Genomic DNA, 19,174 nt, shown 5'->3' with positions numbered 1-19,174 from the left:
CCGGCCTCCGCTGGAACCTTAAAGTTCAACTTGAAAGTTAAAGTTATTCCGAGTATGTATTTCCTACACCGAAGCTACGCGACGATGGGGAGCGCCCGTGTCCGACGCGCCGCGTGTCAACGGATGACGGGGCTCTGCGGGCTCGACACGTCGTACTCCACGGGCAGCGACGGATCCTGTGTGGCGATCAACCGCTGCAGGATCTGAGCCTTCAGCTCGGACTGCTCCGCATCGCCCCAGACCACCCGCTGGCCGGCGCCCGTGAACACGAGCGTGACGCTGTCGGGGGTGGTTCCACTGATGCGGTCGACCTGCGACAGCAGGGCGTCGGGCAGCGACATGAGCACCGCCGCGGCGGCCTGGAATCCCGGGCTGCCCACCTCGGTGCCGGTCAGGTCGAGCACGGGGAAGCCGGGGATGCGGTCGGGAGAGGTCTGCACCACCACGCCGGCGGCGTCGATCAGCTGGAACTGGGTCGGGGTCTGCAGCAGAGCCACCGGGCGCCGTTCGATCAGGCGCACGGCGAGCGTGTCGGGCGGCCTGGCCTCGACGGAGTACGACTCCACGAGCGGGAACCCGGCGAGATCGCGCTGGATGGCGCCGTAGTCCACCAGCGCCAGCGGCTTGCCGAGCTGGTCGTCCAGCGCCGCCGCGACGGTGGCCTGGTCGAGCCGGGAGGTGCCCTCGACGGCGATCTGCCGCACCGCCAGCAGGGGCGAGTAGGCCGTGAGCAGCACCACGAGCACGAGGCCCGCCAGCGAGCCGCCCACCACCATCCAGGCGATGCGCCGTCGACGCGATCGCTGGGTGAAGCGCCGCGCCTCCGCCCGCTCGTAGCGCCGCCTGGCCGCGGTGGCCTTGCGCAGCTGACGCTTCGCGTCTCCCGCACCGCTTCGCCGACGGTCTCCGGATGCGCCGTCCGGCTTGTCGTCCGCGGCCTTCTCCGGGCGGGGCGCGATGAGCGGGGTGGTGAACTCGATCGGCTGGGTCAGCTCGGCGTCGGCCGGGGTGCGGCCGGCGGACTTCGCCGCGGCGGGCTCGGCGGCGCGCTTCGCCGCAGAGGGCTCGGCGGCGCGCTTCGCCGCAGGGCGCTCGGCGGCAGGCTTCGCTGCGGGGCGCGCGGCCGGCTTCCGCGGCTGCGATCGCGGTGCGGCAGGGCGGCCGGGCCGCTCCCCCGGCGGCTCGGCGGCCGGCGGAGGTGGCGGCGTGATGCCCGGGGGTCGCTTCACTCTCCTGGAACGCCCGCGCCGACGCCCGTGACCGCGGCCGTGCCGATCGCTTCGTCGCCGCTTCCGGCCGAACGCCGCTCGAGCGCGTCGAGCAGCTGCGGCACCAGCAGGTTCACGTCGCCGCAGCCCAGGGTCACCACGAAATCGCCCGGCTCCGCCACCTCGGCCAGATGATCGGCGGCCCGCTGCCAGTCGTCCACGTACGCCACCTTGGCGGCGTCGTCGAAGCGCCCGGAGACCAGTTCGCCCGTGACACCGGGAATGGGGTCCTCCCGCGCGCCGCACACCTCGAGCACGATGGTGTAGTCGGCCGTGCGCTCGAGGGTCTCGGCGAACTCGCCCGCCATCAGCTGGGTGCGGCTGTAGAGGTGCGGCTGGTGCACCGCGATGATGCGGCCCTCGCCCACCACGGTGCGGGCCGCCGTGAGCGCGGCGTCGACCTCGGTGGGGTGATGGGCGTAGTCGTCGTAGACGCTCACCCCGTTCACGGTGCCGTGCAGTTCGAAGCGGCGGCCGGTGCCGCCGAACGCGCCCACCGCGGCGATCGCCGCATCCGTCGCGAAGCCCAGACCCACCAGCACCGCCACGGCGCCGGTGGCGTTCACGGCGTTGTGGCGGCCCGGCACGCGCAGTACGGCCGGGTACGAGACGCCGTCGTGGTCGATGACGAAACGCACCGGCCCGTCGGTCTGCACCGAGTGCAGCCGGAAGTCGGCGTCGGCGGCCTCGCCGAAGGTGAGCACCCGCGGGTGCGCGAGCCGGCTCGACACCCGCAGCGCGCCGGCATCGTCGCTGGAGATCACCACGAGCTCCGACGCGGCGTCGGCGAACCGCACGAACGCGTCTTCGACGGCCTCGACCGATCCGTAGTGGTCGAGGTGATCGGGGTCGACGTTCGTGATCAGTGCCACCGCGGTGTCGTAGAGCAGGAACGAGCCGTCGGACTCGTCGGCCTCCACCACGAAGAGCTCGCCGTCGCCGAAGGCCGAGCTCGTGCCGAGCTCGGAGATGACGCCGCCGTTGACGAAGCTCGGCTCGGCATCGAGGTCGAGCAGCCCCGTCACGATCATTCCGGTGGAGGTGGTCTTGCCGTGGGCTCCGGCCACCGAGACCAGGCGCTTGCGGGTGGTGAGCCAGGCCAGTGCCTGCGAGCGGTGCAGGATGGTGAGCCCGCGCTGCTGCGCCAGTACGTACTCGGGGTTCTCGGGCCAGAGGGCGCTCGTCACCACGAGGGTGTCGGCGGTTCCCACGTTCGCGGCGTCATGGCCCACGGCCACCGGGATGCCGAGGTCGCGCAGCTTGGCGGCGGTCTTCGAGTCGGTGCGGTCGGATCCGGTGACCGTGAGGCCGGCGGCCTTCAGCAGGCGGGCGATGCCGCTCATGCCGGCGCCGCCGATGCCGACGAAGTGCACGGCGCCGAGGTTCTCGGGAATGGGGATCGACAGATCGGGCTTGATCACCGATTCACGCCCTTTCTGTTCGCGGGAGAGCGGGGGTACGCGGCCTCCGGGGTCATGGGTGCCGCAGACAACGTTACGCTCACCCTCACCCGGTGCCGTTCAGCGCACGCTCGACCAGGGCGGCGAGCCGGCCCGCCGCATCCGGGATGCCGACCGAGCGGGAGGCCGCCGCCATCGCGTCGATCCGGGCACGGTCGGCGAACAGCGGCAGCACCTCGCTGTCGACCCAGGCGGGGGTGAACCCGGCGTCGGCCACCAGGGTCGCGCCGCCGGCGTTCACGAGATCGAGGGCGTTGAAGCGCTGCTCGCCGTTGCCCACCGGGTAGGGCACGAGAACCGAGGGGACGCCCACGACGGCCAGCTCCGACACGGTCGAGCCGCCGGCCCGTGACACGGCGAGGTCGGCTGTCGCAAGCGCGAGATCCATCCGGTCGCAGTAGTTCAGGAACACGTAGCCCGGCAGGCCGGGGTCGGCCACCTCGGCACGGTCTCCGGCGATGTGCAGCACGTTCCAGCCGGCGTCGACGAGCCGGGCGGCCGACTCCACGACGGTGGCGTTGATGCGCCGGGCACCGAGCGACCCGCCGGTGACCAGGAGGGTCGGCCGTTCCGGGTCGAGACCGAACAGGTGCGCCGCCTCGACGGCGGCCTCGGCGCGCACCGCGGGGTCGGCCAGCGCGGTCACCTCCCGGCGCAGGGGCATGCCCACCAGGGTCGCGTTGGGCAGCCGCGTGGTGGCGAAGCTCACGCCCACGAACGGGCTGAAGCGCGCCCCCAGCACGTTCGCGAGCCCCGGCTTGGCGTTGCCCTCGTGGATCACGAAAGGCACGCGGGTGCGCCGGGCGCCGAGGTAGCCGGGCGCGGAGGCATACCCGCCGAACCCCACCACCACGTCGACCGAGCGGGCCCGGATGAGGGTGGCCACCTGGCCGATCGTTCGGCCGAACGCGGCCGGAAACCGCACGGCCGCGCCGTTCGGCCGGCGGGGGAAGGGCAGCTTGGGAATGGTGAGCAGCTCGTAGCCTCGCTCGGGCACCAACCGGGCCTCGAGCCCCTCCGCCGTGCCGAGCACGAGCACCTCGGCGCCGGGTTCCCGTCGGCGCAGCTCGTCGGCCGTGGCCAGCAGCGGATTCACGTGGCCGGCGGTGCCACCGCCGGCGAGGAGGTAGGTGGTCACTTCACGCCCCCGGGCTGGGCGTTCTCCCGGGCGATGGCGAGCACGATGCCGATGGCGGCGAGAGTGGTGAGCAGTGCGGAGCCGCCCGAGGAGATCAGTGGCAGCGGCACGCCGAGCACCGGCAGCACACCGAGCACCACGGCGATGTTCACGAAGGCCTGCCCGATCAGCCACACCATCACCGCGCCGGTCGCGACCTTCGAGAACATGTCGTTCGACGAGCGGATGATGCGCACGAAGGCCACGGCGAGGGCGATGAACAGCAGCAGCACCACCACGGCGCCGATGAGGCCGAGCTCCTCGCCGATGATGGCGAAGATGTAGTCGTTGTCGGCCGCGGGCAGCCACGACCACTTGGCGCGGGAGTTGCCGAGGCCCACGCCGAACACGCCGCCGCCGGCCAGGGCCCACTCGCCGTGCTGGGCCTGCCAGTCGGTGCCCTCGTAGTCGGCGTTGGTGCCGCTGAAGAACGACATGATGCGGGTGGTGCGGCTCTCACTGGAGAAGGCCACCACCACGGCCAGCAACGAGCCCACGACCACCGGCACGATGAACATGCGCAGTTTGATGCCGGCGTAGAAGAGCGCGCCGAACACCAGGCCGGCCATGATCATCACGGTGCCGAGGTCGCCGCCGAGCAGCACGAGCAGGATGGCGCCGCCCGCCACCGGGAGGATGGGGATCACGATGTGGGCGAGGGAGCCCAGCAGCGGCTCCTTCTTCGCCAGGATGGCACCCACCCAGATGACCAGCGCGAGCTTCACCAGCTCCGAGGGCTGGAAGTTGACGCTGCCGATGCCGATCCAGTTGAGGTTGCCGCCCACCTCGATGCCGAGCGGCGTGAACACCAGCAACTGCACGCCCACCGCCACGAAGATGGCCAGCCACGCCCACTTCTTGAAGAACCAGATGGGCAGCCGGGAGATGACGAGCATCAGCGGGATGCCGATCAGCGCGAACATGCCCTGCTTCCAGAACACGCCGAAGAATCCCTGCCGCCCCACGTAGGAGTCGATCGAGCTCGACGAGAGCACCATCACCAGTCCCAGCAGCACCAGGAAGAGCGTGGTGCCGAGCAGCAGGAAGTAGTTGCTCGACTCGGCCGCGAACACCTGGCCGAGCGAGATGCGAGCCGAACGCGGACCGTCGGAGGTCAGGCCGGCCGGGCGGGAGCGGTCAAATCCGCGTGGGAGGCTCCGGGAGGGGCTCGTCACCGTCACTACCTCCCACGTACTTCTGCACAGCCTCCGCGAATCGGGTGCCGCGGTCGGCATAGTCTGCGAACTGATCCATCGATGCCGCAGCCGGGGCCAGCAGCACGACGTCTCCGGGCAGAGCCGCACGGGCCGCCAGGGCGACCGCCGCGGTCATCACGTCCTCAGTCTCTTCGTGATCGACCTCGAACAGCGGAAGGTCCGGCGCGTGTCGCCGGATGGATCCGACCACCTCGGCGCGGTCGACGCCGATCACCACCACGGCGCGCACCCGGCTGCTGCCGCCGCCGAGCGAGGCGGCGACGAGCGGGTCGATGTCGACCCCCTTGAGGAGGCCGCCGACCACCCACACGATCGACGGGTAGGCCTTGATCGACGCCTCGGCCGCGTGCGGGTTGGTGGCCTTGGAGTCGTCGACCCAGGTCACGCCCCCCGCGGTCACGACGTGCTCGATGCGGTGCCGGTCGAGCGAGAAGGTGGCCAGGGCGGCACGCACCGCCTCGACCGAGATGCCGTAGCTCCTGGCCAGGGCGGCCGCGGCCAGCACGTCGGCCACGGTGTGGGGGGCGCCGAGCCCGCGCCGGGCCAGCTCCTCGACCGTCGCGATCTCCAGCGCGGAGTCGCGCCGCTCCTCGAGGAACGCGCGATCACAGAGGATGCCGTCGACCACGCCGAAGTCACTCGGGCCCGGCACGCCGAGCCCGAAGCCGATGGCGCGGGCGCCCTCGATCACCTCGGCCTCCTCCACCATGGTCATGGTGAGCGCGTCGGCCTTGTTGTAGACGCAGGCGACCTGCGTGTTCGTGTACACCCGGGCCTTGGCGGCGGCGTAGGCCTCGAAGGAGCCGTGCCAGTCGAGGTGGTCGTCGGCCACGTTCAGCACCACCGCCGCGTACGGCGACATGCTGGAGGTGGAGTGCAGCTGATAGCTCGACAGCTCCACCACCAGAACGTCGAACCCCTCGGGGTCGCGGATGGCGTCCAGCACCGGGATGCCGATGTTGCCGCACGGCGCCACCCGGTGGCCGGCGGCGAGCAGCATCGAGGCGGTGAGCTGAACCGTGGTGGTCTTGCCGTTGGTGCCGGTCACCGCGATCCAGTCGGCCGGCCGGCCGGTCTCGGCGTTCACCACCTTGTCGCGAAGGCGCCAGGCCAGCTCCACGTCGCCCCACACCGGCACGCCCTGCGACTCGGCCCACGCGATCAGCGCGTCGTCGGGGTGATAGCCGGGAGACGCCACGACCAGCTCGGGCGCGTGCGCGACCAGCGCATCCGGAACCGTGCCCGACGGAGCGAGCTCGAGCCGGGCCCCGATCACCGGAATCAGATCGGCGTACTCCTGCGCGGCCTTCGCGGCCACCACCAGAACGGATGCGCCGAGCTCGGTGAGGGTGTCGGCCACCGAGAAGCCGGTCACGCCGAGACCGAGCACCGCCACACGCAGGCCCGTCCAGTCGGAGTGCCAGCTGGTCAGCGCCGTCAGGTCGCGGGAGGGGGAACCGTCGCGCGCGCCGGAGGGAGCGGAGGCGGCATCCGTCATCGCGAGAGCCATTCGAGGTAGAAGGAGCCCACCGCGCCGGCCACGAAGAGCCCTGCGATGATCCAGAACCGCACCACGATGGTCACCTCGGCCCAGCCCTTCATCTCGAAGTGGTGGTGCAGCGGGCTCGCGCGCCAGATGCGCTTGCCCTTGGTGAGCTTGAAGTAGGTGAGCTGCACGGCCACCTGCCCGGCCACGATCACGAAGATGCCGCCGATCAGCACGAGCAGCAGCTCGGTGCGCGACAGGATGGCGAGGGCCGCCAGGGCCCCGCCGAGGGCCAGCGAGCCGGTGTCGCCGAGGAAGATCTTCGCGGGGTTGGTGTTCCACCACAGGAAGCCGATCAGGGCGCCCACGATGGTGGCGGCCACCACGGCGAGGTCGAGCGGGTCGCGCACGTCGTAGCACTTGTCGAGCACGTCGAGATCGAGCGTGGCGTTGGCGCAGGACTGGTTGAACTGCCAGAAGCCGATGATGATGAACGAGCCGATGGCCAGGATGCTGGAGCCGGGTGCCAGGCCGTCCAGGCCGTCGGTGAGGTTCACGCCGTTGGAGGTCGCGATCACCATCACGCAGATCCAGATCACGAAGGCGATGGTGCCGAGCACGATGCCCCACGACAGGAAGTCGAACGGCAGGTCGCGGATGAACGAGATCTGGGTCGACGCGGGCGTCTCGCCCTGCGTGTTCGGGAACTGGATCGCCACCAGGGCGAACACCACGCCCACGATGATCTGGCCGATGATCTTGGCCCACGGGCTGAGGCCGAGGCTGCGCTCCTTGTGCACCTTCAGGAAGTCGTCGATGAAGCCCACGATGCCGAGACCGGTCATCAGAAACAGCACCAGCAGGCCCGACATGGTCGGCATCTCCCGGGTCAGCAGCGCCGAGACGAAGTAGCCGAAGAGCACCGCGAGGATGATGACGATGCCGCCCATGGTGGGCGTTCCGCGCTTGACGTGGTGCGCGTCAGGGGTGTCCATGTTGATGAACTGGCCCCAGGCGAAGCGCTTGAAGAGCCGGATGAACACCGGGGTCAGAAAGAGTGAGAACGCCAGCGACAGCGAGGCCGAGCCGAGCAGGGTGATCATGAGGTCGCCTCCGCGATCCGGTCGCCGAGGAAGCGCAGGCCCGCCGAGTTCGACGACTTCACCAGGATGAGGTCGTCGGCGCGCAGGTCGGCGCTGACCCGGTCGAACGCCTCGTCGGCCGACTCGACGAAGACGGCCTCGCCGCCCCACGAGCCCTCGTGCTCCGCGGCGAGGTGGATGGCGCGCGCGCCCTCGCCCACCACGTAGAGCTTCTCGATGTTCAGGCGCACCACCATGCGGCCGATGCGGTCGTGCTCCTCGACGGAGTACGGGCCGAGTTCGCTCATCTCGCCCAGCACGGCCACGGTGCGCTGCCCGGGAGCGGCGATCTGCGCGAGCGTCTTGAGGGCGGCGGCCATGGAGTCGGGGCTGGCGTTGTAGGCGTCGTTGATCACGGTGGCGCCGTTCGTGCCGCCCAGAACCTCCATGCGCCAGCGCTCGGCCCGGGTCACCGTCTCCAGGGCGCCCACGATGTCGTCGATTCCGACGCCCAGCACGTGCGCGGCCGAGGCCGCGGCGAGGGCGTTCATCACGTGGTGCTCCCCGAGCACGGCGAACCGCACGGTGCGCGACGCCCCGTCGGGCAGGTGCAGCACGAACGAGGTGCCGGAGGCCGTGGCGTCGATGTCGGTGGCACGCACGGCGGACTCCTCGCCGAGGCCGAACCAGAGCACGCGGGCCCTGGTCTTCTCCGCCATTCCGGTCACGCGCGGGTCGTCACGGTTCAGCACCGCGACATCCGTCTCGTCGAGGTCGATCACCATCTCGGTCTTCGTGGCCAGGGTGGTCTCGATGCCGCCGAACTCGCCGGCGTGGGCGAGCCCCACGGTGAGCACGACGCCCACGTCGGGCTTCGCCATCCGGATGAGGCGGGTGATCTCGCCCTTGCCGCTCGCGCCCATCTCGGCCACCAGGAACCGGGTGCCGGCCGTGAGCTTGAGCATGGTGAGCGGGGCGCCGACCTCGTTGTTGAAGGAGTCGCGCGGAGCCACCGTCTCGCCCACGCGCTCGAGGATGGCCCGCAGCAGGTTCTTGGTGGTGGTCTTGCCGTTCGAGCCGGTGATGCCCACGACCTTCAGGTCGCCCGCGGAGCGCACCCGCGACACGACGTCGGTGGCGAAGTGCCCGAGGGCGAGCACCGAGTCGGCCACCACGATCTGCGGCACCGCGACCTCGAAGGCGTGCTCCACCACCACGAGCGCAGCACCGGCCGCGACGGCCGGCTCCACGAAGCGGTGCCCGTCGTCGAACTCGCCGCGCTTGGCCACGAACACGTCGCCGTCGCCGATCAGGCGCGAGTCGGTGTCGACCGTGCCGTTCACGACGGTCGACGGGGTGTAGCCGGCGTCGGCGGCCGCGTCGGTGATCACCAGGTCGCCCTGGAGGGCGGTGGCGATCTCGGAGAGTGTCAGGTCGAGCATGGGTATCAGAGCCATCCGTGTTCGTGCAGAGCGTTGCGCGCGTCGTCGCGGGCGGAATAGGGGATCCGCTCCCCCGCGACCTCGTGGTAGTCCTCGTGGCCGGGGCCGGCGTAGAGGATGACGTCGCCGTCGTCGGCGAGCGAGAGAGCCGTGCGGAAGGCGGCCCGGGGATCGGGCACCTCGTGGATCTCGCGCTCGGGCACCGCGGCCCGGGCACCGGCGATCAGGGCCGCCCGGATCGACGCGGGGTCTTCGTAGCGCGGGTGGAAGTCGGTCACCACCACCACGTCGGAGAGGCGGGCGGCGATGGCCCCCATCTCCTCGCGCTTGGAGGGGTCGCGGTCGCCGTCGGCGCCGAACAGCATGATCACCCGGCCGTTCGACACCCGGCGGATCGACTCCAGCGTGGAGGTGAAGGCATCCGGGCTGTGTCCGTAATCGATGTACACGATCGGCCCGTGCTCGCCCGAGACCTTCTCGGCCCGGCCGGGGATGTACACGTCGATGCCGGCCACGAAGCCGTCGTCGTCGATCTCGTCGCCCTGCTCGTCGTGCGCGATGTTGAGGGCGTGGGCGATGGCGCCGAGGTCGAAGCCCGACTCCACCAGCATCACGATCGCGAGGGCCGCGTTGGCAGCCATGTACGACCCGAGCAGCGGCACCGAGGTGCTGAGCTCACGGTGGTCGGGGCCGCGCAGGGTGAACGAGGTGCGCTCCGGGCGCTCGTCGTCGATCGTCAGGGTCCACTCCGCGTCGGCGGCGGGGTCGGTGGCGATGGTGGTGATCGGGATGCGGGACTCCTGCGCGAGCCGGCCTCCCCAGTCGCCGTCCACCATCACGACGCCCCGGCGCGCGCGGTCGGGCTGGAACAGCTCCCGCTTGGCCGAGTAGTAGATCTCCATCGTGTCGTAGTCGTCGAGGTGGTCGTGGGTGAGGTTGGTGAACCCCACCACGTCGAACACGATGCCGTCGATGCGGTGCTGGGTGATGGCCTGCGCCGACACCTCGAGCACCACCGAGCGCACGTCGGCCTCGCGCATCCTGGCCAGCATGGCGTGGATCTCGGTGGCCTCGGGCGTGGTGAGCTTCGAGACGATCACCTCGTCGCCGATGCGGCGCTCGGCCGTGGTGCTGATGCCGGCCACGACACCGAGCTGGCGGAGGATCGCCTCGAGCAGGTAGGCCACGCTGGTCTTGCCGTTGGTGCCGGTGACGCCGAACATCGTCGGCGGCTCCTCGCGGGTGCGGTAGATCCACGCGGCGAGCTCGCCTAGCGCGAGGCGCGGGTCGGGCGTGACGATCACGGGCAGGCCGGCGTCGACGGCGATCTCGGCGCCCTCGGCGTCGGTGAGCAGCGCGACGGCGCCCGCCTCCTTGGCCGCGGCCGCGAAGCGCGCACCGTGGTGGCGCTTTCCCGGAAGACCCACGTAGAGATCGCCCGGAACGACGTCGTGCGACGAGAGCGTGATGCCCGACACGACGTCGGCGACCGGAAGGCCGCGCTGTTCGAGACCGAACTCCTCCACCAGGTGCGGCAGCGACCTCTCGATCGGATGCTCGGGTCGAAGGGCCGAAGAACCCCGATCAGCCACTGGTCTCCTCGGTGTTCACTAGTTCGGTGCTCAATACGTCGTCGGCAGGTCTGGAGCGGGGATGGTGGAGGGGAGCACTCGCTTCTCCTTCAGCACCTGCGACATGATCTTCTGGAAGACCGGCGCCGCAGCCAGGGCCGACTCAATGGTAACGGGCTTCGCGATGGTGACCGAAACGACGTACTGCGGATCCTCCGCCGGAGCGAGGCCGGCCACCGAGGTGATGTAGCTGTCGCCGTACGCGCCTGAGCCGTCGCTCATCTGCGCGGTGCCGGTCTTCGCGGCCACCCGGTAGCCCGGGATCTCCAGCGACGACGCGGCGTATCCGCCGGTGACGACCGTCTCGAGCATGTTGACGACGTCGGTCGACACGGTGCTCGGCACCACCTGCTCGCCGGTCGCATCCGGAACCTCGGTCATGCTGCCGTCTTCGGCGCGGCAGCCCTCGACGAGTTGCACCGGCAGGCGCACGCCGCCGTTGCCGAGCGTCTGGTAGAGGCTCGCGATCTGGATGGCCGTGTTCGACACGCCCTGGCCGAACGTGGTGGTGAGGTTGGTCTGGTCGTCCCAGTCCTGCCACGGCGCCAGGATGCCGCCCGACTCGGCCGGGAAGCCGACCTCGCTGGGCTTGGTCATGTGGAACTTCTCCATGTACGCGTAGCGCTGCTCGCTGGAGAGCAGTTCGCCGAGCATCGCGGTACCCGTGTTGGAGGACTCCTGCATCACGCCCGCGAAGGTGAGACGCAGCGGGTCGGTGTGGAATTCGCTGTCGCGGGTCGAGGCGCCGTTGGCGTCGGTGTAGATGAACGGGGCCTCCACCTGGGTGCCCACGTCGGCCAGTCCCGCGTCGAGCACCGAGGCGGCGGTGAGCGCCTTGAAGGTCGAGCCAGGCTCGAACGGCGACTGGAACGCGACGGATCCGCGCTGGTCGGCGGGTGTGGCGTCGATGTTGTTCGGGTCGACGCTGGGGTAGTCGGCCACGGCGAGCAGCTTGCCGGTCTTGACCTCCTGCACCACCACGGTGCCCCAGGCCGCTCCGGTCTCCTGGATGCGCGCCAGCAGTGCCTGCTGCGAGAACCACTGCAGGTCGCTGTCCAGGGTGAGCACCGCCGTACCGCCCTGTTCGGCCTGCACCACCGTCTTCGTGGAGCCCGGGATGGCGACGCCGTCGGCGCCGCGCTCGTAGGTCTCGACACCGTCGGTGCCGGTGAGGCACTGGTTCTGCATCTGCTCGACGCCCGAGAGGCCCACCTGGTTCGCCTCGTCGCCGTCGGTGGTCTCGGCGTCGGAGCCGTCGGAGGTGTCCTCGCCCATGAAGCCCACGATGCTGCCGCCCACCGCGCCGTTCGGGTAGGTGCGCTTGGGATGCGAGGCGTAGTAGAGCCACGGGATGTCGAGATCGCGGATGGCGCGGAAGGCGTCGACGTCGATGTCACGCACCACGTAGGCGTGGTTCGACGACGGGTCGGCCGTGAGCGTGCCGTACACCTGATCGGCGGTCTGGCCGATGATGGCGGCGATCTCCCCCGCGGCCTGGTTGGCCGTCACCTCTTCGGTGGTGCCGTCGTCTTTGGTGCGCTCGAAGTCGGTCACCGACTTGGGCGAGGCCGTCACGTCGTAGCGCAGCACCGTCGTGGCCAGCACGGTGCCGTCGTCGTCGACGATGTCACCTCGAAGGCCGTAGCTGGAGGACTCGGCCGAGAGCTTGTCGAACGCCTCGGCGTTCAGGGTGTCGGCCTGCACGATCTGGATGCTCACCAGTCGAACCACGAACACGGCCACGACGGCCAGAACGGCGGCCACGGCCAGCGCGGCGCGCCGACGGGTGCTTCGGTCGACGGCGGAGATCACGGCCGCGCCGTCAGCGGGTGGTCGGGGAGGGAAGCGCACCTGACCACGGTACGTCGGCCGGGGCGTCGGTCACGGGAGCCGCACCCGCCGTGTCGCCGGTGGCCGCCGCAGCAGGGGCCTCGGGGGCGGGCGACTGCGGGGCCGCCGCGGCGGGCGCGGCGAGCAGTGAGTTGGGAATGAGCAGCTGGCCACCGGAGACGGTGGGGTTCGACGCCGAGGCGGGAGCCGGCGAGCCGAGCACGGCGCCGTCGGAGAGGCGCAGGTACACCGGGGTGCTGTTGGCCACCATGCCGAGCGCCTCGGCGCTGGCGGCCAGGTGCTGCGGCGAGGAGAGCGAGTCGTACTGCTCGCTCAGCACCTGGTTGGTGCGGTCGAGCTCCTTCTGCGACTGCTGCAGCGACGAGATCTCGTAGGCCCCGTCGGAGAGCCCGATCGACAGCAGCAGCTGGGTGACCACGATGGCGAGCACACCCGTCACCACCACGGCGGCGTAGGCGATCTTGGGCCGGGCCCGGCGCTGCGTGCGCGAGGGCACGATCTCGATCCGTGGGGAGATCCGCGGCAGGTCGAAGCCCGGCTCGTCGAGCTCGGGCTCGCGCTCGGCGAGAGCGGTCTGGCCCATGGTGGGGCGGGGGCGGGACATGTAGGCGCCGGCCAGGTTCGTCATGCGGACCTCCTGATTCGTTCTGCTGCTCGGAGGCGGACGGGGATGGATCGGGGGTTGCGGGCCCGCTCGTCGTCGTCGGCGAGTTCGGCGCCGCGCACGAGCAGCTTCAGCTCGGGCCGGTGCTCGGGAAGCTCGACCGGCAGCCCCGCGGGAGCGGTCGAGACCGACCGCTTCGCCAACTCGCGCTTGACGATGCGGTCTTCGAGCGACTGGAAGGCGAGCACCACGATGCGGCCGCCCACCACCAGAGCGTCGATGGCCTTGGGCAGCGCGCGCTCGAGCACGGACAGCTCGGCGTTCACCTCGATGCGCAGAGCCTGGAAGACCCGCTTGGCCGGGTGGCCGGAGTTGGAGAACTTGGCGGGCGTGGCCGCCTGGATGATGTCGACCAGCTGACCGGAGCGGAGGATGGGCGACTCGTCGCGGGCCCGCACGATGAAGCGGGCGTAGCGGTCGGCGAGCTTCTCCTCGCCGTAGTCGCGGAAGATGCGGCGGAGGTCGGCCTCGGAGTAGGTGGCGACGATCTCGGCGGCGGTGAAGTCGGCCGTGTCGTCCATGCGCATGTCCAGCGGCGCATCCTTCGAGTACGAGAAGCCCCGCTCCACCTCGTCGAGCTGCATCGACGAGACACCCAGGTCGAAGAGCACGCCGTCGACCTCGGCGATGCCGAGCCCGTCGAGGGCCTCGTCGATCTCGTCGTAGACGCAGTGCACGAGGTCGATGCGCTCGGCGAAACGCTCTAGCCGCTCCCCCGCGAGCCGGAGGGCGTTGGGGTCGCGATCGAGCCCCACGAGGTGCAGCTCGGGAAAGGCCTGGAGGAAGGCCTCGGAGTGACCGCCGAGCCCGAGGGTGCAGTCGACCAGCACGGCACCCGGAGCGCCGAGCGCGGGGCCGAGCAACTCGATCGAGCGTTCGAGGAGAACCGAGGTGTGGATGTCGGAGAAGTCCATGAGCATCCGGCCACTGCTTCGTCGTCCCTGATCCCCATCCATTCCGACCTGGCACCGGGGAAGTGTGTCAGGGCGTTCGACCTGGCGCCGGGGAAGTGCGTCAGGGCTGTGAACGGCTGGGAGTCAGGGACGACGACTCAGAAGAGGCCAGGGATCACCTCCTCGTCGGTCTCGGAGAAGGCGGCCTCCTGGGCCGCGAGGTAGGTGCTCCACGACTCGGAGTCCCAGATCTCGGCCCGCGAGCCGACGCCGATCACCACGAGGTCGCGGTCCAGGCCCGCGTAGTGGCGCAGCGGCGCGGGGATGGTGACGCGGTTCTGCTTGTCAGGCGTCTCGGCACTCGCTCCGGAGAGGAACACGCGCTGGTAGTCCCGCGCCTGCTTGCTGGTGACGGGGGCCTGACGGATCTTCTCGTGCACGGTCTCGAACTCACGGGTCGAGAACACGTAGATGCAGTTCTCCTGGCCCCGGGTCATGACCATGCCGCCGGACAGCTCGTCGCGGAACTTGGCGGGAAGGATGACGCGCCCTTTTTCGTCGAGCTTGGGTTCGTAGGTGCCAAGAAACATCTACCTCCCCGTTCTCTCCGGCCAGATTGTTGTGGGCTTGACCTCCACTTTACTCCACTACGCACCACATACCTACGACATTCGCCCTTTTGACCCCACTTTGTGCGGATTCTGGCCCGGAATGTCAGGGAAGTACCGGGTGGAGGGAAATGGAGCGTTCTGGCCCGCTACGACGGGATTTCGGGCACAAAAAAAGACCGGCCCGAAGGCCGGTCTCTCTGGTGGGGAGGAAAGTGGGGGGCTGGCGCCTACTCGCCGCGATCGTCGTCGCGCCGCTCCCAGCGGTCGTTGAGTCGATCCATGAACCCCGACTTCGAGGTGGCGGTGGCTCCTCGGCCGGCCGCGGGCGTGCCGCCCAGCGGGGCCTTGGGGGCCGGACCGCGATTGCTGCGGCGAAGGGCCAGCAGCACGCCGCCGAACATGGCCACGAAACCGGCCAGACCGATCAGCGGCTGGTGCAGGATGACACCGGTGATCACCACGCCGAGGCCCAGGATGCCCACCAGGATGCCCAGCACGAGGGCACCGTAGTTGAGTCGCCCCCGGCCACCGCTGACCGCCGACACGAAATCGGCGTCGTTGTGGTAGAGACTGCGCTCCATCTCATCGAGGAGTCGTTGTTCTTGCTCCGAAAGCGGCATGCTCTTCAACCTCAGGCTCGGGACCGACGCGTGGTAACGCTGATTCTAGTGTGCGTGGTCTGGCTAGGCTAGGCGAGTGATGGAAAGCCCGCGCCTAGTCAATCTCGTCGATGCTCGAATCGTGGAGTTCCTCGCATCGCGTGACACCATTCTCAGCCGGGTGGCCCCGGAACTGGCCCCCTTCTCGCGGTTCTCGCGGGATCTTCTCAGCGGCGGCAAACGCTTCCGGGCACTGTTCTGTTACTGGGGCTGGCGGTCGGTATCGCCCGCCGCGTCCGCATCGGCGACCCCGTCGGAGAAGGAGCTCGACGCGCTGGTCGACCTGTGCGCCGGGCTCGAGCTCTTCCACGCCGCGGCCCTCGTGCACGACGACATCATCGACAACTCCGACACGCGGCGCGGCATGCCCTCGGCGCACCGCCGGTTCGAGTCTCTGCACACCGAGGGCGGCTGGCAGGGCAGCGGTCGCACGTTCGGCGAGGGCAGCGCCGTGCTCCTCGGCGACCTGCTCCTGGCGTGGAGCGACGAGCTCATCGCACGGGCCGTGCTCGGCGCCCCGTCGCTCGAGACGCACCTCGCCGCCCGCGAAGCCGTCGACACCATGCGCACGGAGGTCACGCTCGGTCAGTACCTCGATCTGCTCGAGGAGCGCGCCTGGGCCACCACCGATCCCGAGACCTCGCTCGACCGCGCCGAACGCGTGATCGTGTACAAGTCGGCGAAGTACAGCGTCGAGGCCCCCCTCGTCATCGGCGCATCGCTCCGCGGCGCGGCGCCGGAGCAGGTCGACGCCCTGCGGCGCTTCGGGCTGCCGCTCGGCATCGCGTTCCAGCTTCGCGACGACGTGCTGGGCGTGTTCGGCGACGCCGAGCTCACCGGCAAGCCCTCCGGCGACGACCTCCGCGAGGGCAAGCGCACCGTTCTGGTGTCGCTCACCCGGTCCCGGCTCGACCCGTCGGCGCGCCGGCTCTTCGACGAGCTGGTCGGCGACCCCGACCTCGACGCGGGCCAGATCCGGATGCTGCAGCAGACCATGGTCGAGACGGGCGCGGTCACCGAGGTGGAGATGATGATCTCGGGCCGCCTGCGCGCAGCTCTCGGCGAACTCGAGCGCGCTCCGCTCGGCGACACGGCCCGCGCCGAGCTCACGAGCCTCGCCAAGAGGCTCGTCAACCGCGCGGCCTGAATCCCCGGCGACGCAGCGCCGCGTTCGGGGCCTAGAAGCCCAGCGCCTGCGCCACCCGGCGCACCTCGGCCTTCCGGCCGGCCCGCAGCGCCGCGATGGGCGTGGTGTCGAGCAGGTCGTTGGGCTGCAGCAGCCACTCCATGATCTCGTCGTCGCCGAACCGGTTGTCGGCCAGCACGATGATCGTGCCGCGCAGCTCGGTGAGCGGCTCCCCGTCTTTCACGAAGTCGGCGGGCACCGAGAGCACCCCGTCGCGCCGCACCGCGATGAGGTGGCGGTCTTCGATGAGCCGGCGCACCCTGCTGGGGGTGAGCCCGGTGAGGTCGGCGAGGTCGGGAACGGACAGCCACTGGGTGGCGGGCAGATCAGTCACGAGTACAGATTGCCACGCGAGCGGGGCGGGGCCGCAATCGGGTCTCATCACGGTTGCATAAATTTGCGCATCCGGATGCCCGCTCGCCCGGTGTCTATGCGGCCAACAGGATGACCCTCTCTCTAGACTCGGATGCGTGACCAGCGCCCCGCCCGACCCCATGATCGGACGCCTCATCGACGGCCGGTACTCGGTGCGGTCGCGGATCGCGCGCGGCGGCATGGCCACCGTGTACCTCGCCACCGATCTGCGGCTCGAGCGTCAGGTGGCCATCAAGATCATGCACGGGCACCTCGCCGACGACGCGGTGTTCAAGGAGCGCTTCGTGCAGGAGGCCCGCTCGGCGGCCCGGCTCGCGCATCCGAACGTGGTGAACGTGTTCGACCAGGGCCAGGACAGCGACATGGCCTACCTCGTCATGGAGTACCTGCCCGGGGTCACGCTCCGCGATCTGCTGAAGGACTACGGCAAGCTCACCACCGAGCAGACCGTCGATGTCATGGATGCGGTGCTCGGCGGCCTGGCCGCGGCCCACAAGGCCGGCATCGTGCACCGCGACCTCAAGCCCGAGAACGTGCTGCTGGCCGATGACGGCCGCATCAAGATCAGCGATTTCGGCCTCGCCCGTGCCGTGAGCGCCAACACGGCCACCGGTCAGGCGCTGCTGGGCACCATCGCCTACCTCTCCCCCGAGCTGCTCACCCGGGGCACCGCCGACGCCCGCAGCGACATCTACGCGGCCGGCATCATGATGTACGAGATGCTCGTCGGAGCCCAGCCCTACGTGGGCGAACGGCCGATGGCCATCGCGTTCCAGCACGCGAACGACCCGATGCCGGTGCCGAGCGTCGCGAACCCCGGGGTTCCCGAACAGCTCGACGACCTGGTGCTCTGGGCCACGGCCAAGAGCCCGGACGAGCGGCCGAACGACGCCCGCGAGATGCTCGAGCAGCTGCGCGAGGCCGAGCGGGCGATCGTGGGCACCCGGCCCTCCGGCAACGCCACCGGCCGCACGGTCGTGCTGCCCGAGACCTTCGACGCCGACCTCGACCACGCGCAGACGCAGGTGCTCGAGTCGCGCCGTCGCACCGGTCAGATGGCGGCGGTCGCTCCCCCGGCCGGGGCCACCACCGCGTTCGCCGCGCCATCGGCCGCCGCGCTCGCTGCTCCGTCGGAGAACCGCGGAGGACCTGGGGCCGGGTCGCCCACGCGCGACCGCCTGGCCGTCAAGAGCGCCCGGCGCCGTCGTCGCGGGTTCTGGGTGTTCGCCCTGGTGCTGCTGCTGGCCGCCGGTCTCGGCAGCGGGGCGTGGTACTTCGCCGCAGGCCCCGGCGCCATGATCACGGTGCCCGATGTCAGCACCCAGGCCCCGGATGCGGCGGTCGCCACCCTGCAGGGCCTCGGCCTCCAGCCCACCCAGCAGCAGGCCACCAGCCCCACGGTGCCGGTCGGCTCGGTGGTGGGCACCGATCCCGGCCCGGGCTCCAGGGTGCAGAACGGCGGACCGGTGACCGTGCTCGTGTCGAGCGGCCCCGCCATGCTCCCCGTTCCCACTCTCACCGGCATCGACGAGGGTTCGGCGAAGACCACCCTCGAACAGGCGGGCTTCACCAGCGCGCCCTCGCAGACTCGGTTCTCCTCCGACGCGGCGGCGGGCGTGGTGCTCGCGGCCCTCGGCGCCGACGGCAACCAGCTGGGCGCGGAGTACGGCGAGCAGCAGCCCATCACCCTGGTGGTGTCGCTCGGCCCGGTTCCCGGAGTGATCGGCCTCACGCTCGAAGACGCCCAGGCGAAGCTCGCCGCCGTCGGGCTCGTCGGGGTGGAGGGCTCGTCCGACTTCAACGAGGACGTCCCGGAGGGTCAGGTGTACAACGCCATCCTCCCGGAGGGCGCCATCACCCAGGGCACGTCCATCACGCTCGACATCTCCCGCGGGCCGGCTCCGGTACCCGTGCCCGACGTGGTCGGCCAGACCTGGGACAAGGCGAAGCAGACCCTCACCGACGCGGGCTTCTCACTCGATTACAACTTCGGGGCCGACCTCGCGCCCGGCCTGGTGCGTGTCACGGGCACCAACCCGGCGCCCGGCACCATGGTTCCCAAGGGCTCAACCCTCACGGTCACCTTCGTCTGACGCGCGCGCTCCCACCCGGGGCGAAACAACAGCGACCCGTCGCAATCCGCCCCAGCTGGGTGCTTTTCAGGGCGGATTG

The 19,174-nt window shown here is 70.4% G+C and carries 15 protein-coding genes and 1 pseudogene; 2 read left to right on the top strand and 14 right to left on the bottom strand.

The window, feature by feature from the left end; translation table 11 throughout:
- Positions 1 to 116 precede the first annotated feature (116 nt).
- The 13 genes and pseudogenes from ACEXOR_RS11515 to ACEXOR_RS11455 all read right to left on the bottom strand — a co-directional run bounded on the left by ACEXOR_RS11515 (position 117) and on the right by ACEXOR_RS11455 (position 15,402).
- Entirely contained in the window at positions 117 to 1,229 is a 1,113-nt protein-coding gene (locus ACEXOR_RS11515) for a cell division protein FtsQ/DivIB (protein WP_374849775.1), read from the bottom strand.
- A gap of 28 nt (positions 1,230 to 1,257) precedes the next feature.
- Positions 1,258 to 2,689, bottom strand: a pseudogene (murC, locus tag ACEXOR_RS11510) (UDP-N-acetylmuramate--L-alanine ligase); the annotation flags it as partial.
- Between the two features lie 85 nt (positions 2,690 to 2,774).
- Positions 2,775 to 3,866, bottom strand: coding sequence for a UDP-N-acetylglucosamine--N-acetylmuramyl-(pentapeptide) pyrophosphoryl-undecaprenol N-acetylglucosamine transferase (locus tag ACEXOR_RS11505; RefSeq protein WP_374849774.1), 1,092 nt, complete (start codon positions 3,864 to 3,866; stop codon positions 2,775 to 2,777).
- Positions 3,863 to 5,080 (bottom strand): putative lipid II flippase FtsW, encoded by a 1,218-nt coding sequence (gene ftsW, locus ACEXOR_RS11500; RefSeq protein ID WP_374849773.1) that lies wholly within the window; start codon positions 5,078 to 5,080, stop codon positions 3,863 to 3,865. Before ftsW ends, ACEXOR_RS11505 begins: the two co-directional genes overlap by 4 nt.
- Entirely contained in the window at positions 5,043 to 6,620 is a 1,578-nt protein-coding gene (murD, locus tag ACEXOR_RS11495) for a UDP-N-acetylmuramoyl-L-alanine--D-glutamate ligase (RefSeq protein WP_374849772.1), read from the bottom strand. The genes ftsW and murD overlap by 38 nt, the downstream gene beginning before the upstream one ends.
- Complete coding sequence (mraY, locus tag ACEXOR_RS11490) at positions 6,617 to 7,711, bottom strand: phospho-N-acetylmuramoyl-pentapeptide-transferase (protein WP_374849771.1); 1,095 nt, start codon at positions 7,709 to 7,711, stop codon at positions 6,617 to 6,619. Before mraY ends, murD begins: the two co-directional genes overlap by 4 nt.
- Positions 7,708 to 9,132 (bottom strand): UDP-N-acetylmuramoyl-tripeptide--D-alanyl-D-alanine ligase, encoded by a 1,425-nt coding sequence (locus tag ACEXOR_RS11485; protein WP_374849901.1) that lies wholly within the window; start codon positions 9,130 to 9,132, stop codon positions 7,708 to 7,710. Before ACEXOR_RS11485 ends, mraY begins: the two co-directional genes overlap by 4 nt.
- 5 nt (positions 9,133 to 9,137) lie before the next feature.
- A complete protein-coding gene (locus tag ACEXOR_RS11480) occupies positions 9,138 to 10,724 on the bottom strand; it encodes a Mur ligase family protein (RefSeq protein ID WP_374849770.1) in 1,587 nt (528 codons plus the stop codon).
- Positions 10,725 to 10,754: 30 nt separating this feature from the next.
- Positions 10,755 to 12,614 (bottom strand): peptidoglycan D,D-transpeptidase FtsI family protein, encoded by a 1,860-nt coding sequence (locus ACEXOR_RS11475; protein WP_374849769.1) that lies wholly within the window; start codon positions 12,612 to 12,614, stop codon positions 10,755 to 10,757.
- Positions 12,586 to 13,242: a cell division protein FtsL gene (ftsL, locus tag ACEXOR_RS11470; RefSeq protein WP_374849768.1), complete on the bottom strand. Its 657-nt coding sequence runs from the start codon at positions 13,240 to 13,242 to the stop codon at positions 12,586 to 12,588. The genes ACEXOR_RS11475 and ftsL overlap by 29 nt, the downstream gene beginning before the upstream one ends.
- The gene (rsmH, locus tag ACEXOR_RS11465) at positions 13,239 to 14,192 is read right to left on the bottom strand and encodes a 16S rRNA (cytosine(1402)-N(4))-methyltransferase RsmH (RefSeq protein ID WP_374849900.1); all 954 of its coding nucleotides are present in this window, start codon (positions 14,190 to 14,192) and stop codon (positions 13,239 to 13,241) included. Before rsmH ends, ftsL begins: the two co-directional genes overlap by 4 nt.
- Positions 14,193 to 14,329: 137 nt before the next feature.
- A complete protein-coding gene (gene mraZ / locus ACEXOR_RS11460; RefSeq protein ID WP_374849767.1) occupies positions 14,330 to 14,761 on the bottom strand; it encodes a division/cell wall cluster transcriptional repressor MraZ in 432 nt (143 codons plus the stop codon).
- Between the two features lie 248 nt (positions 14,762 to 15,009).
- A complete protein-coding gene (locus tag ACEXOR_RS11455; RefSeq protein WP_374849766.1) occupies positions 15,010 to 15,402 on the bottom strand; it encodes an SCO2097 family morphological protein in 393 nt (130 codons plus the stop codon).
- A 76-nt stretch (positions 15,403 to 15,478) separates the two neighbouring features.
- Between ACEXOR_RS11455 and ACEXOR_RS11450 the strand changes: the two genes are divergently transcribed.
- Positions 15,479 to 16,588: a polyprenyl synthetase family protein gene (locus tag ACEXOR_RS11450; protein ID WP_374849765.1), complete on the top strand. Its 1,110-nt coding sequence runs from the start codon at positions 15,479 to 15,481 to the stop codon at positions 16,586 to 16,588.
- Positions 16,589 to 16,619: 31 nt separating this feature from the next.
- On the opposite strand, the gene ACEXOR_RS11445 is transcribed toward ACEXOR_RS11450, so the two are convergent.
- Positions 16,620 to 16,961 carry an Rv2175c family DNA-binding protein gene (locus ACEXOR_RS11445; protein ID WP_374849764.1) on the bottom strand — a complete coding sequence of 114 codons (342 nt, stop codon included), beginning with the start codon at positions 16,959 to 16,961 and terminating at the stop codon, positions 16,620 to 16,622.
- Positions 16,962 to 17,097: 136 nt separating this feature from the next.
- Here ACEXOR_RS11445 and pknB point away from each other — a divergent pair, with 136 nt between their 5' ends.
- Positions 17,098 to 19,095, top strand: a complete 1,998-nt coding sequence (pknB, locus tag ACEXOR_RS11440) for a Stk1 family PASTA domain-containing Ser/Thr kinase (RefSeq protein WP_426983941.1) — start codon at positions 17,098 to 17,100, stop codon at positions 19,093 to 19,095.
- Positions 19,096 to 19,174: the final 79 nt, after the last annotated feature.

The sequence above is a fragment of the Herbiconiux liangxiaofengii genome (assembly GCF_041927335.1).
Classification (GTDB): domain Bacteria; phylum Actinomycetota; class Actinomycetes; order Actinomycetales; family Microbacteriaceae; genus Herbiconiux; species Herbiconiux liangxiaofengii.
Note: the sequence above shows the minus strand (reverse complement) of the source record. Positions and strands in the feature narration are given on the sequence as shown.

Bases quoted from the DNA above. Each gene is read 5' to 3' on its own strand.
- murD (WP_374849772.1), bottom strand. From the start codon at position 6,620: ATGACGGATGCCGCCTCCGCTCCCTCCGGCGCGCGCGACGGTTCCCCC.
- ftsL (WP_374849768.1), bottom strand. From the start codon at position 13,242: ATGACGAACCTGGCCGGCGCCTACATGTCCCGCCCCCGCCCCACCATG.
- mraY (WP_374849771.1), bottom strand. From the start codon at position 7,711: ATGATCACCCTGCTCGGCTCGGCCTCGCTGTCGCTGGCGTTCTCACTC.
- mraZ (WP_374849767.1), bottom strand. From the start codon at position 14,761: ATGTTTCTTGGCACCTACGAACCCAAGCTCGACGAAAAAGGGCGCGTC.
- ACEXOR_RS11455 (WP_374849766.1), bottom strand. From the start codon at position 15,402: ATGCCGCTTTCGGAGCAAGAACAACGACTCCTCGATGAGATGGAGCGC.
- rsmH (WP_374849900.1), bottom strand. From the start codon at position 14,192: ATGGACTTCTCCGACATCCACACCTCGGTTCTCCTCGAACGCTCGATC.
- ACEXOR_RS11485 (WP_374849901.1), bottom strand. From the start codon at position 9,132: ATGCTCGACCTGACACTCTCCGAGATCGCCACCGCCCTCCAGGGCGAC.